The organism is Streptomyces sp. TLI_105, assembly GCF_900105415.1.
Classification (GTDB): Bacteria; Actinomycetota; Actinomycetes; order Streptomycetales; family Streptomycetaceae; genus Streptomyces.
In genome coordinates, this window is sequence record NZ_FNSM01000001.1 from 4,719,353 (window position 1) to 4,732,771 (window position 13,419).

The 13,419-nt window shown below is 72.7% G+C and carries 8 protein-coding genes; 7 read left to right on the forward strand and 1 reads right to left on the reverse strand.

All coding sequences use genetic code 11. The annotated features are described in order from the left end of the window. Positions 1-78: 78 nt before the first annotated feature. Positions 79-3,015 (reverse strand): SARP-family global regulator AfsR, encoded by a 2,937-nt coding sequence (locus BLW86_RS21665; protein WP_256341382.1) that lies wholly within the window; start codon positions 3,013-3,015, stop codon positions 79-81. A 274-nt stretch (positions 3,016-3,289) separates the two neighbouring features. Here BLW86_RS21665 and BLW86_RS21670 point away from each other — a divergent pair, with 274 nt between their 5' ends. The 7 genes from BLW86_RS21670 (at position 3,290) to BLW86_RS21700 (ending at position 13,155) form a co-directional block, all read left to right on the forward strand. Further along, positions 3,290-4,507, forward strand: coding sequence for an amidohydrolase family protein (locus BLW86_RS21670; RefSeq protein ID WP_093875571.1), 1,218 nt, complete (start codon positions 3,290-3,292; stop codon positions 4,505-4,507). 450 nt (positions 4,508-4,957) lie between these two features. Then, entirely contained in the window at positions 4,958-6,322 is a 1,365-nt protein-coding gene (locus tag BLW86_RS43235; RefSeq protein WP_256341383.1) for a hypothetical protein, read from the forward strand. 224 nt (positions 6,323-6,546) lie between these two features. After that, positions 6,547-7,464: a TIGR03619 family F420-dependent LLM class oxidoreductase gene (locus BLW86_RS21680; RefSeq protein ID WP_093875572.1), complete on the forward strand. Its 918-nt coding sequence runs from the start codon at positions 6,547-6,549 to the stop codon at positions 7,462-7,464. 10 nt (positions 7,465-7,474) lie between these two features. Continuing rightward, positions 7,475-8,236, forward strand: a complete 762-nt coding sequence (locus BLW86_RS21685; RefSeq protein WP_093875573.1) for an SDR family NAD(P)-dependent oxidoreductase — start codon at positions 7,475-7,477, stop codon at positions 8,234-8,236. Positions 8,237-8,335: 99 nt separating this feature from the next. Continuing rightward, entirely contained in the window at positions 8,336-9,460 is a 1,125-nt protein-coding gene (locus BLW86_RS21690) for an LLM class flavin-dependent oxidoreductase (RefSeq protein ID WP_093875574.1), read from the forward strand. Between the two features lie 513 nt (positions 9,461-9,973). Further along, on the forward strand, positions 9,974-11,701 hold the full coding sequence (locus BLW86_RS21695; RefSeq protein WP_093875575.1) for an N-acyl-D-amino-acid deacylase family protein: 1,728 nt from the start codon (positions 9,974-9,976) through the stop codon (positions 11,699-11,701). After that, positions 11,698-13,155, forward strand: a complete 1,458-nt coding sequence (locus BLW86_RS21700) for an aldehyde dehydrogenase family protein (RefSeq protein WP_093875576.1) — start codon at positions 11,698-11,700, stop codon at positions 13,153-13,155. Before BLW86_RS21695 ends, BLW86_RS21700 begins: the two co-directional genes overlap by 4 nt. Positions 13,156-13,419: the final 264 nt, after the last annotated feature.

Below are 13,419 nucleotides of genomic sequence, written 5' to 3' on the forward strand. Positions count from 1 at the left end.
CCCCCGACGCGACGGATCGACTGGTTCAGAGCATGTCGGACAGCGATAAACGAACGATGAACGCCCAGGCCAAGGAGGTCAGGCGACTGCCGCCGGATCGAGCAAGGCCCGTACGGCCTCGGCCTCGTGGGAACCCAGGGAGTCGAATACCTCCAGCGCGTCACGCCAGCAGACCTCGGCGCGCCCTGTCTGGCCGATGCCGGTGAGGGCGCGGCCGAGCACGGTCAGGACGTTGCCCCGCCTCCATTCGCCGCCGATGCCGCGCAGGACGGTCAGGGCCAGTTCCGCGTTCGACGCGGCCTGGGCGTAGCGCCTTTCCGTGACCTCGGCCTCGGCGAGTCGGTACAGCGTCATCCCCTCCCAGAGCCGCTGCCGACTGTCACGGAAGACGGCGAGAGCTTCCTTGAGCCGCTCGGCGGCGGCGCCGAACTGACCGCTCTGGGCCAGGGCCATGCCCAGTGCATAGCGCCCGTTGGCCCCCTTCAGGGCGTGCCCCAGGGTGTCGTACGTGTCCGTGCCCTGCTGGGCGAGGCGCACCGCGCTGTCCGTGCGTCCTGTGATCAGGTGGATGCGGGAGAGGTTGCACAGCGCGCTCGCCTCGCCGGCCAGGTCCTCGCAGCTGCGGAAGTGCGCGATGGCACGGGCGAAGTGCTGCTCCGCCTCGGCGTGGTTGTTCTGGTAGAACGCCATGACGCCCAGGATGTTCGGTGCCCAGCACAGAGGCAGCGGGTCGTCCACCGAGGTGGCCAGCCGCATAGCGGTGTGGGCCTCCTCGTCGGCCTGGGTGAAGCGGCCCGAGACGTGGTGGCCGTACGCGAGGGTGATCGAGGCCCGGCACTCGGCGCGGGAGTCGCCCTGCCCGCCCGCCGCCTCCCGCAGCACCGTCGCCACCGCCTCGTACTCCTTCGAGTTCGCGCCCGACTCCGCCAGGTCCAGGGACGCCCACAGGAGGTCCACCCCCCGGCGCAGGGTCCTCGGGGACGACGCGGACTGGCGGACGCAGGCCAGGAGGCAGTTGGCCTCCGCGTAGAGCCAGTCCTGGGCCTCGTGGCGGTCGGTGAAGGTGAGGCCCTCGTACGACGTGGGCTCCAGGTGGTCCACCAGGCGGTCGCCCGGTCGCTCGATCGCGTACACCCGCGCCGCCGTCGAGAGGTAGAAGTCCAGGAGGCGCGAGAGCGCCGCCTCCTTCTCCGACGGGGGCTGTTCGTCGCGGTCCGCGCACGCACGCGCGTAGAGCCGGACCAGGTCGTGGTAGCGGTAGCGTCCCGGCGCCGCCGATTCCACCAGGGACGTGTCGACGAGGGCCTCCAGGAGGTCCTCGGTGTCCCACAGGGGGAGGTCCAGGACCGCCGCCGCAGCAGCCAGCGAGATGTCCGGTCCGTCCGCCAGGCCCAGCAGGCGGAAGGCCCTCGCCTGGGCCGGCTCCAGCTGGCCGTAGCCGAGTTCGAAGGTCGCCTTGACGGCGAGGTCGCCCGCCTGGAGCTCGTCGAGGCGCCGCCGCTCGTCGGCCAGCTTCGCCGCCAGGACCGACACCGTCCACGTCCGGCGCGCCGCCAGGCGGGACGCCGCGATGCGGATCGCGAGCGGGAGGAAGCCGCAGGCCGCGACCACGTCGAGGGCCGCCTCCCGTTCGGCTCGGACCCGCTCCTCGCCCACGATCCTCGTGAACAGCTGGAGCGCCTCCTCCGGCGACATCACGTCCAGGTCGACCAGGTGCGCGCCCGCCAGGTCGACCATGCGGATGCGGCTCGTGACCAGGGCCGCGCAGCCCGCCGTGCCGGGGAGCAGGGGGCGGATCTGGGCCGCGTCACGGGCGTTGTCCAACAGGACCAGGACCCGGCGGCCGTCCAGCGTCGAGCGGTACAGCGCCGCCCGGTCGTCGAGCGAGTCCGGGATGGCCGAGTCCGGTGTGCCGAGGGCGCGGAGGAAGGAGCCGAGGACGGTCTCCGGCGCGGCGGCGCGCGAGCCGGCGCCCTGGAGGTCGACGTACAGCTGGCCGTCGGGGAAGTGTGGCCGGGCCTCGTGGGCGACGTGCACGGCGAGCGTGGTCTTGCCGACGCCGCCGATGCCCGCGAGCGCCGAGACCGCCATGACGTGGCCCTCGGCGGTGGCGAGCCGGGCGCCGAGTTCCCGTACGAAGGCCGCGCGGCCCGTGAAGTCGGGGACGGTGGCGGGCAGCTGGGCGGGACGGGCCACGGGCGCGGCGGCGGGGGACGGCTCCTCCACCGGGCGGGCGAGCTCGGCGTCGGCCTGCAGGATGCGCTGCTGGAGCCGGGACAGCTCGGGGGTCGGGTCGACGCCCAGTTCGTCGGCGAGGAGCCGGCGGGTGTCGGCGTACACGGCGAGCGCCTCGGCCTGCCGCCCGCTGCGGTAGAGGGCCAGCATGAGGAGCTCGCGCAGGCGCTCCCGCAGGGGGTGCGCGGCGGTGAGCGCGGTCAGCTCGGAGACGGCCTCCGCGTGCGCGCCGACCTCCAGGTCGATGTCCAGGCGGGTTTCGAGGAGGGTGAGCCGCCACTCCTCCAGGCGGGTCCGCTGGGTCTCGGCGTACGGGCCTGGTACGGAGGCCAGCACCTCGCCGTCCCACAGGTCCAGCGCCTCGGCGAGCTTCGCCCGGGCGGCGGTCCGGTTCCCGGCCGCGCGGAGCTTATCGGCCTCCGTGGCGAGCTCCTGGGCGGCGGTCACGTCGAGCGCGTCGGCGGGGGTGCGGAGCGCGTAGCCCCCGGACTCGCTGACGAGGACGTTCGGGTCGAGGGCCTTGCGGAGCCGGGAGGCGTACGTACGGACCGCGGCGAGCGCCTGGGAGGGGGGTTCCTCGCCCCAGAGCGCGTCGATCAGCTCGTGCGCGGTGGCGGTGCGGCCGCCGCGCAGGAGCAGCGCGGCGAGCAGGGCGCGCTGCTGCGGGGAGCCGGTGGGAACGGGTGCGCCGTCGCGCCAGGCGCGGACGGGTCCGAGCACGCCGAAGCGGAGCGAGCCGGGGGAGCCCCCGCTCGTGCCGGCGCCCGTGTCCGGGCGCATGCCGGTGTCCGTGGTCCCGTCGGCAGACGTCGCTTCGCCCACCGGGGCTGCCGGGCCCGGCTTCGGAGCCCGCTGTGCCGGAACTCGCGGCCCGTTCTCACGGTCCATCGCTCCCCCTGCCGCTGCCGCTGGTTTCGCCCAAGACAGTCTGCCTTGTCCGGAGGGGGTCCGTCAGCATCGGGTCGGTCGTTGTGAAGCCGTTGTGCGCCGGTAACCCGGTCGTTCTGGCCCCCGATAGCTGACGGGTCGTCAGATCGGCGCTACCGTGAAAGCCATGGAGACCTTCCCGAAGATCATCTCGGTGGACGACCACACCGTGGAGCCCCCGCACGTCTGGCGGGACCGGCTCCCGTCCCGGTACCACGACACCGGACCCCGGATCGTCCGCGCCCCGCTCAAGGAAATGACCTTCCTCGGCGGCAAGTTCGCCCCGGTCATGGGCGCCCAGGGGGACGACGGGCCGATCGGCGACTGGTGGGTGTACGAGGATCTGCACAGACCCCTCACCCGGCTCGACACCGCCGTCGGCTACGACCGGGACGAGATACGCCTCGAAGTCATCACGTACGAGCAGATGCGGCCCGGCTCCCACTCCGTGCCCGACCGGCTCGCCGACATGGACGTCAACCACGTCCAGTCCGCGCTCTGCTTCCCCACCTTCCCCCGCTTCTGCGGGCAGACCTTCACCGAGGCGAACGACCGCGAGCTCGGCCTGCTCTGCGTCCGCGCCTACAACGACTGGACGGTCGAGGAGTGGTGCGGGCCCGAGGCGCACGGGCGGCTGATCCCGCTCACCCTCATCCCGCTCTGGGACCCCGAGCTCGCCGCCGCCGAGGTCCGCCGCAACGCCGCGCGCGGGGTCCGGGCCGTCGCCTTCTCCGAGATCCCGCCGCACCTCGGCCTCCCCTCGGTCCACACGGACCACTGGGACCCCTTCTTCCGGGCGTGCGACGAGACCGGCACGGTCATCGCGATGCACATCGGCTCCTCCAGCCGGATGCCGTCGACCTCCGCCGACGCGCCGCCGGCCGTCGGCTCCACCATCACCTTCGCGAACTGCTGCTTCTCGATGGTCGACTGGCTGATGAGCGGCAAGTTCGAGCGGTTCCCGAACCTGCGGATCATGTACGCGGAGGGGCAGATCGGCTGGATCCCGTACATCCTGGAGCGCGCCGACGTCGTCTGGGAGGAGAACCGCGCCTGGGGCGGCGTCGCCGACAAGGTCACCCGCCCGCCCTCCGAGCTCTTCGCGGACCACGTCTTCGGCTGCTTCTTCGACGACGCCTTCGGGCTCCGCAACCTCGACGCGATCGGGGCGGGGAACGTCCTGTACGAGACCGACTACCCGCACTCGGACTCCACCTGGCCCAAGTCGAAGGAGGTCGGCGAGGCGCAGATGGGCCACCTGCCGGCGGACGTCGTCGAGCGGATCGTCCGCGGCAACGCGATCGAGCTCCTCGGGCTGACGCCGGACGGTCTCTGGCGGCCGTAGAGCCTGCCCTCCGGATGCGGCCGGGTCCTCTCCGGAGGGCCCGGCCGCATCCGTGCGGGCTCCGTCGTACGCCCTGGTTCGGGCCGCTTGTCGCCCCATCGGCCCAACCAGGCCGCCCCCTGATGGCGGCGTGTCATGGACTGCGCACAAATAGTAGTCAAGTGTGCGTTTCTTGCACATTCACGAGACAGCCACGGTGGACGTCCCCCCACGATGTTCACGAACGGAGCCTGTGACATGACCCCCGACCTCCCGCACATCCCACCGGCGGACGACGACATAGAACCGACCACAGAGCCTCGCCCGGGTCCGTCCCGCCAGCCGCTTGTCTCCTCGTCCCCGGCGCTCGGCGCGCCTCCCTTCCCCGACCGGCCGACGACGTCCCCCGTCGTGCCGGCGGTTCCGGTCGTACCGACAGTTCCGATCGGATCAGCGGTCCCGGCGGCGACGATGCTTCCGGCCGAACCGGGGTCCCTCGCCGAACCGGGGTCCCCGGCCGAACCGGAGGCCCCGCTCGCCCCGGAGGCCCCGGCCGAACCGGGGTTCCCGGCCTCCGTGGAGCCCCCGGCTGCGGGGGAGGCCCCGACCGCCTCGGAGCTTCTGGCCGGTCTGGAGTCTCCGGCCGATCCGAAGGCGCGGGCTGCTTCAGGGTCCTCGGCCGATCCGAAGGCCCCGGCCGATCCGGAGTCCTCGGCCGGCCCGGAGTCCTCGGCCGGTCCGGAGTCCCAGGCCGCTTCCGAGCTCCCGGCCGAGCCGGAGATCGCGGCCGAGACCGAGCCCTCGGCCCATGCCGGGCCCTCGGCCGCCTCGGAGGTCCCGCACGACCCGGAGGTCCCGCACGACCCGGAGGCCCCGCACGACCCGGAGGCCCCGGCCGACCCGCAGGCGCATGCCTCTCCCGAGCCGGTGGCGGCCCACGACGAGGCCGGTGACGAAGCGGTTCACACGCTTCTGCGGACGGCGGCGACCGAGCGGCCGGTGGAGGAGGTCGCCGCGTTGGTGGCCCGCCTCCAGGAGACCGGCGAACTCTCCAGCCCCGCGGACGTGGCGCTCCGCGCGGCGGCCGTCACCCGCCCGCTGGACGAAGTGCGTCAGCTCCTCGCGCTGCTGAACGCCTCCGGATACGACCTCCACCAGGCCGAGACCACGCTGCGCGCCGCGGCGGTGGGCCGGCCGGTCGAGGACGTGGTCCGGCTCGTCGGCATCCTCGGCGCCGACAGCAGCGACTGGCAGACCGCAGCGGGCGGGGACGGCGGGGCGCGGCAGGCCGAACCCGGCGGCGAGGAGGACCGCGCGCGCGTCGGCGAGGGAGCCGCACCGGCCGCCACCGCCCCGAAGCGTGTCCGGCGCGCCGCCAAGGGGCGGAAGTCCGCCCTGGACGGGGCACTGGCCTCGGGTCCCGGCAGCCACACCGCCTCGCCCGCGCTGAGGTCGGCCCTGCGCTGGCCCGCGGCGCTCGCGCTGTTCGCCTGCGGCCTCCTCCATCTGCCGGTGGACCTCGCGGGCCTGCGCTCGGGCGGCGACGCGGAGGCGGTGTCCGCGGTCGTCACCGTGCTCTGCCTGGCGTGCGCGGTGTGGCTGGCGGCCCGGGACACCCTGATCGTCTGGGCCGCCGGCGCGGGCCTCGCCATCGTCGTCATCGCGCTCCACGGAGTGGCGAGCGCGCGCGACGGCGACCTGCTGGGCAGCAGTCTCGGCACCACCTTCGCCTGGGCCAAGGCGCTGGCGCTCCTGAGCGCCGTGGGCATCGTCTGTCTGGCCGGCTCGGCCCTGGTGCGCCATGCGAGGGCGACCGGCGCGGCGGACAGCACCTGACCCACCGGAGTACGAAGTTCGTTCCCCCGCTCGGGCGGCTCCGCCGCCCGAGCGTGGGCATGTCGGGACGGCCGGCCGGGCGGCTCGCTTCACGGGCTCGGCCCGGAGTCCCGGATCCCCTACCCCTTGCCTGATGGATCGTCAGGTACGAGCATGGGCCCTGCTCGCTGAAGTGACGATCCGTCAGATACGGGCCCGGTGCCCGGGGCGCAAGGGGGTTTTCCATGGTGGTCTACGGCATGCAGCTGCCGGTCCAGTCGCAGAGCACCCTCTACGCCGAGCCCTGGGAGGCGGCCGCGGGCCCGGCGGACCTGCTCGCCGTCGCCCGGGCCGCCGAGGCACACGGCTTCGACTACCTCGCGAGCTGTGACCACGTCGCCGTCCCGCGCCGCCTCGCCGGAGCGATGAGCACCGTCTGGTACGACCCGGTGGCCACGCTCTCCTTCCTCGCCGCGGCCACCGAGCGCGTCCGGCTCCTCTCGCACGTCGCCGTCGTCGGCCTGCGGCATCCGCTCGTCACGGCCAAGGCGTACGCGACGCTCGACCACCTCTCCGGCGGCCGCCTGGTCCTCGGGGTCGGCGCCGGGCACGTCCAGGAGGAGTTCGAGGCGCTCGGCGTGGACTTCGCCCGCCGGGGCGCCGTGCTCGACGAGACGGTCGACGCGCTGCGGGCGGCCCTCGGGCCCGAGGAGTACCCGGAGCACGTGGGGGAGCGGTTCGCCTTCAAGGACCTGGGGCAGCTGCCCCGGCCCGCGCAGGAGCGGGTCCCGCTCTGGGTGGGCGGCTCCTCGCCGGCCGCCGTGCGCCGGGCCGCGCTCAAGGGCGACGGCTGGCTGCCGCAGGGCGACCCGCGCGAGAAGCTCGCCGGGCAGATCCGGAAGCTGCTGCGGCTCCGCGCGGAGGCCGGGATCGCGGAGCCGATCACCGTCGGCGCGATCACCGAGGCGCTGTACGTCGGCACGCCCGGCTGGGAGGTCGGCCGGCGCACCCTGAGTGGCCGGCCGGAGGAGCTCGCCGCCTCCCTGCGCGCGTACGGGGAGATGGGCGTGCACCAGATACAGGTCCGGTTCCGCTCCCGGAGCCGTACCGAACTCATCGACCAGATCGCGGCCTTCGGCACGGAGGTCGCACCCCACCTCTAGGGAGTCGGACATGGGAAAGCTCGACGGGCGGGTCGTCCTCGTCACCGGGGCGGCGCGCGGGCAGGGCGAGCAGGAGGCGCGGCTGTTCGCCGCCGAGGGCGCGAAGGTGGTCCTCGGGGACGTCCTGGACGAGGCCGGCGAGGCGCTGGCCAAGGACCTGGGGGAGGACCGGGCCGCGTACGTCCACCTGGACGTGACGAGCGAGGGCGACTGGACGGCGGCCGTGGCGGCGGCCGAGGAGCGCTTCGGGAAGATCGACGGGCTCGTCAACAACGCGGGCATCCTCCGCTTCAACGAGCTGGTGTCGACCCCGCTCGACGAGTTCCGGGCGATCGTCTCGGTCAACCAGACCGGCTGCTTCCTGGGCATCCGTACGGTCGCGCCGGTGATCGCGGCGGCCGGTGGCGGGACGATCGTCAACACCGCCTCGTACACGGGGCTGACCGGCATGGCTGGGGTCGGCGCCTACGCGGCGAGCAAGCACGCCGTCCTCGGGTTGACCCGGGTCGCCGCCCTGGAGCTGGCCGCGAAGGGCGTCCGGGTCAACGCGGTCTGCCCGGGCGCGATCGACACCCCCATGAGCAACCCGGAGGGCGTGGAGCCGGCGGCCACGGCCGAGCTGTACCGCAAGCTCGTGCCGCTCGGGCGGATCGGCCGGCCGGAGGAGGTGGCGGCCCTGGTGCTCTTCCTGACCGGGGCGGACTCGGCGTACATCACGGGCCAGCCGTTCGTGATCGACGGCGGCTGGCTGGCGGGCGTCAGCCTTTTCTGACGGCTCATCAGGTATTGACGCTCCTGCGCCGCGGTGCGAGAGTCGGGCACATCAAGGAATCTGACGCATCGTCAGATAAGACGAGGACGGTGAACCCCCTTGGAATTCGGGATCTTCGTACAGGGATACGTCGGCAAGCGCGCCGAGACCGATCCCGAAGCCGAGCACAAGGCCCTCATGGAGGAGACCGAGTACGTCATCCAGGCCGACAGGTCCGGCTTCAAGTACGCCTGGGCCTCCGAGCACCACTTCCTGGAGGAGTACTCGCACCTCTCCGCCAACGACGTCTACCTGGGCTACCTCGCCCACGCCACCGAGCGCATCCACCTCGGCTCGGGCATCTTCAACCCCCTCGCCCCCGTCAACCACCCGGTCAAGGTCGCCGAGAAGGTCGCGATGCTCGACCACCTGTCCGGCGGCCGCTTCGAGTTCGGCTCCGGGCGCGGGGCGGGCTCCCACGAGATCCTCGGGTTCATGCCGGGCATCACCGACATGAACCACACGAAGGAGATCTGGGAGGAGACCATCGCCGAGTTCCCCAAGATGTGGCTCCAGGACGAGTACGCCGGCTTCCAGGGCAAGCACTGGTCCCTGCCGCCCCGCAAGGTCCTCCCCAAGCCGTACGGGAAGTCCCACCCCGCCATGTGGTACGCGGCCGGCTCCCCCTCCTCGTACGCCATGGCCGGGAAGATGGGCCTCGGCGTCCTCGGCTTCAGCGTCCAGAAGGTCTCCGACATGGAGTGGGTCGTCGAGTCCTACAAGAACGCGATCAAGGAGGCCAAGGCGGTCGGCGACTTCGTCAACGACAACGTCATGGTGACGTCGACGGCGATCTGCGCCGAGACGCACGAGAAGGCGGTCGAGATCGCGGTGGGCGGTGGACTGAACTACCTCCAGTCCTTGTTGTTCCGCTACCACGACACCTTCCCCCGCCCCGAGGGCATCCCCGAGTGGCCCGAACTCCTCCCCGAGTACTCGGCCGAGATCATCGAACTCCTCATCCAGGAGGAGCTGATGATCTGCGGCGACCCGTCGGAGGTCCTCGCACAGTGCAAGCGGTGGGAGCAGGCCGGGGCCGACCAGCTGTCCTTCGGGCTGCCGATCGGGATCTCGTACGAGGACACGATGAACTCGATCAAGCTGATCGGGGAGCACGTGATCCCGAAGATCGACACGGACCCGGTCCACCGCACGACCCGCATGCGGCAGTCGGCGGGCACCTGACGCACTCCCCGCACGGGGCACGCCGACTTGGACGGCGCCCTTCCGCCCCCGTGCGCGGGCGCCCCCGCCGGGCCGGTGCCCCCGCCCCCGCCCGTGTGGGCAATCGTCCCGCTGGGGCGGGACGGGTGGGCACACGGGACGGCGCCCCTTAGCGGCGCCTCCGCGTTCCGCGCCGTGGCCCGCACCACGTTGTGTGCCGTACCTGTCGGTGCGGGTTCGGGCGCGGGAGCCTCTGGCGCCGGCAAGGGCGCCGTTCCGTTGTGCCCACCCGTTCCGCCCCGGCGGAACGCATGCCCACAACGGGGGGCGCGAGGGGTGGGCACCGCCCAGTCGGCGGGACCGCGACGGGGGTGCGGGGTAGGGCCCCGTGGAGTGCCCCCACAACGGGGGCGGTACTGAAGCGCGGGGTGGTGTCTTCCCGGATCGCCGCCCCGTACCGGCCCCGGCCGGAGGCCGTTCCGCGGCGGCCCCGGTCCGGGGCACACCCACGTCCACGGACAGAGAGGGACCGTCATGCTCGACCACCTGATCAAGGGCGCCACCGTCGTCGACGGCACCGGCGCCCCCGCCCGCGTCGCCGACGTCGGCATACGTGACGGCCGGATCGTCTTCCCCGAGCGGGGGGCCACGGCGCGTACCACCGAGGACGCCACCGGCCTCGTCCTCGCCCCCGGCTTCGTCGACCCGCACACCCACTACGACGCCCAGCTCTTCTGGGACCCGTACGCCACCCCGTCCATGAACCACGGCGTCACCACCGTCGCCGGCGGCAACTGCGGCTTCACCCTCGCGCCGCTCCACCCCGACCGCCCCGAGGACGCCGACTACACGCGCCGGATGATGTCGAAGGTCGAGGGCATGGCCCTCAAGGCCCTGGAGGAGGGCGTCGACTGGAGCTGGTCGTCCTTCGCCGAGTACCTCGACGCCCTCGACGGCCGGATCGCCGTCAACGCCGGCTTCATGGTCGGCCACTGCGCCCTGCGCCGGTACGTGATGGGCGCGGACGCGGTCGGCGGGCAGCCCACGCCCGACCAGCTCGCGCGGATGGTGGCCCTCCTCAAGGAGGCCATGGACGCCGGCGCCTGGGGGCTCTCCACCACCCAGTCCTCGACCCACTCGGACGGCGACGGCGCCCCCGTCGCCTCCCGGCACGCCACGCCCGCCGAGCTGATCGCCCTGTCGAAGGCCGTCGGGGAGCACGAGGGAACCCAGATCGAGGCGATCCTCGCCGGGTGCCTCGACCAGTTCTCCGACGACGAGATCGAGCTGTTCGTCGAGATGACCGCCGCGGCCGGGCGGCCCCTCAACTGGAACGTCCTCACCATCGACGCCGCCGTCCCCGAGCGCGTCCCGCGTCAGCTCACCGCCTCCGAGCGGGCCCGGAAGTCCGGCGGCCGGATCGTGGCGCTCACGATGCCGATCCTCACCCCCATGAACATGTCCCTCGGCACCTTCTGCGCGCTCAACCTCATCCCGGGGTGGGGCGAGGTCCTCGGCCTTCCCGTGCCCGAGCGGATCGCGAAGCTCCGCGACCCGGACGTACGCGCCGAGATGCTGCGGCGCGCGGACTCGAAGGAGGCCGGGGTCTTCCGGCGGCTCGCGCACTTCGGCCGGTACGTCATAGGGGACACGTACAGCCGGGAGAACGAGGGCCTCACCGGGCGGGTCGTGGGGGACATCGCGGCCGAGCGCGGCCAGGACCCCTTCCAGGCCCTCGTCGAGATCTGCGCCAACGACGACCTGAGGACCGTGCTGTGGCCGATGCCCAGTGACAACGACCCGGCCTCCTGGGCCCTGCGCCGGGAGACCTGGGACCACGAGGACGTGCTGCTCGGCGGCTCGGACGCGGGCGCGCACCTGGACCGGATGTGCGGCGCCCCGTACACGACCCGCTTCCTCGGCGACTGTCTGCGCGGGCGGAAGCTGGTCCCGCTGGAGCGGGCGGTGAAGATGCTGAGCGACGACCCGGCCCGGCTCTTCGGGCTCCGGGAGCGCGGCCGGATCGCGGAGGGCTTCCACGCGGACCTGGTCCTCTTCGATCCGGAGCGGATCGACGCCGGACCGGCGACCCTGGTGCACGACCTGCCGGGGGACAGCCCGCGCCTCGACTCGCGGGCGGTCGGGATCGTGTCGGTGCGGGTCAACGGCGTGGAGACGGTACGGGACGACCAGGTGACCGGCGCGATCCCGGGGCGCGTCCTGCGCTCGGGCCGTGACACGAGGACGGTGAGCACGCGATGACCCGGATCGAGCGCCTCTACATAGGGGGAGAGTGGGTCGAGCCCGACGGCGGCCACTACGAGGTGATCGACCCGGCGAGCGAGGACGTCGTCGGGCTCGCGCCCGAGGCCTCCAGGGCCCAGGTGCACGAGGCCGCCGCCGCCGCCCGCGAGGCCTTCGCGACCTGGTCCCGTACGAGACCGGAGGAGCGGGCGGCGATCCTCGACCGGGCAGCGGACCTGATGGCCCGGGACGCCGAGGCGAACACGCTCCTCGCCCGGGCCGAGACCGGCGCCACCACCGGCACCGCGCGCGGGATGCAGGTCGCGGTCGGCGCCTCCCGGTTCCGCCGGTACGCGCGCGGGGCGATGGAACCGGTCGAGCAGGCGCTGCCCCCGCAGATCAACGAGGCCGGTCCGATGGGGAGGGCCGGGGTGTTCGGCGCGGTGGCGGTGCGCCGCCCGGTCGGTGTGGTCACCTGCATCACCTCGTACAACAACCCCTGGGCCAATCCGGCCGGCAAGATCGCCCCGGCGCTCGCGATGGGCAACACGGTCGTGGTGAAGCCGGCCCCGCAGGACCCGCTCTCCGTGTACGCGATGACCCGGGCCCTGGAGGAGGCCGGTGTCCCGGCGGGCGTGGTGAACGTCGTCACCGGCTCCGCGCAGGCGGTCGGCGAGGCCGCCGTCGACTCCCCGGACGTCGACATGGTCTCCTTCACCGGCTCCACGGCCGTCGGGCAGGCGATCGGCGAGGTCTGCGGCCGCTCGCTCAAGCGGCAGCTGATGGAGCTGGGCGGGAAGGGGGCCGCGCTCGTCTTCGACGACGCCGACCTGGACTCGGCGGTGATGGGGATCGGGACGACCTTCGCCTTCTACAGCGGGCAGATCTGTACCGCCCCGACCCGGGTCCTTGCCCAGCGCGGGATCTACGAGCGGCTGATCGAGAGGCTGACCGGCTACCTCGCCTTCATGAAGGTGGGGGATCCGGCGGAGAAGGGGACGGTGGTCGGCCCGGTGATCTCGGCGGCGCACCGTGACCGGGTGGAGTCGTACGTGGAGCTCGGGAGGAAGGAGGGGGCGCGGGTCGTCGCGGGCGGGGAGCGTCCGGACTTCGCGAAGGGCTTCTACGTGGCCCCGACGCTGCTGGCCGACTGCACCAACGAGATGCGGGTGGTGCGGGAGGAGATCTTCGGCCCGGTCGTCGTGGTCGTCCCCTTCGACGACGAGGAGGAGGGGATCGCGCTCGCCAACGACAGCGACTACGGGCTGATCGACTACGTGTGGTCGGGCGACGTGGCCCGCGCGTTCCGTGTGGCGGCCCGGCTGCGGGCCGGCGGGGTGGGCGTGAACACGATCGGCCGGAACATGGAGGCGCCGTTCGGCGGCTTCAAGAAGAGCGGTGTCGGACGGGACGTGGGCTCGTACGCGCTGCACGCGTACAGCGAGCTCCAGGCGGTCGTCTGGCCGGGGTGACGGCCGGCGGATGATCGGCGGATGACCGGGGTGAGAGCCGTCTCGAAAATTTCTCGGGAAAATTTTTAAACGGACATTTGGGGCACAGCTGCGGTTCCCGCATATCGGACACGCGCCACCGGACCTGTCGGTTGCCCGGCCCGCCCGGTTGGTCGATCTTTCAATCATTGGCGAGTGTCCGATTCGACCCTCGCAATGCAAGGCGATGATCGATCAATTGAGCGGAGTCCATCACTCCGGATATGGAAACCGCAGCATTTAACG

Bases quoted from the DNA above. Each gene is read 5' to 3' on its own strand.
- BLW86_RS21665 (WP_256341382.1), bottom strand. From the start codon at position 3,015: ATGCGCCCGGACACGGGCGCCGGCACGAGCGGGGGCTCCCCCGGCTCG.
- BLW86_RS21670 (WP_093875571.1), top strand. From the start codon at position 3,290: ATGGAGACCTTCCCGAAGATCATCTCGGTGGACGACCACACCGTGGAG.
- BLW86_RS43235 (WP_256341383.1), top strand. From the start codon at position 4,958: ATGCTTCCGGCCGAACCGGGGTCCCTCGCCGAACCGGGGTCCCCGGCC.
- BLW86_RS21680 (WP_093875572.1), top strand. From the start codon at position 6,547: ATGGTGGTCTACGGCATGCAGCTGCCGGTCCAGTCGCAGAGCACCCTC.
- BLW86_RS21685 (WP_093875573.1), top strand. From the start codon at position 7,475: ATGGGAAAGCTCGACGGGCGGGTCGTCCTCGTCACCGGGGCGGCGCGC.
- BLW86_RS21695 (WP_093875575.1), top strand. From the start codon at position 9,974: ATGCTCGACCACCTGATCAAGGGCGCCACCGTCGTCGACGGCACCGGC.
- BLW86_RS21700 (WP_093875576.1), top strand. From the start codon at position 11,698: ATGACCCGGATCGAGCGCCTCTACATAGGGGGAGAGTGGGTCGAGCCC.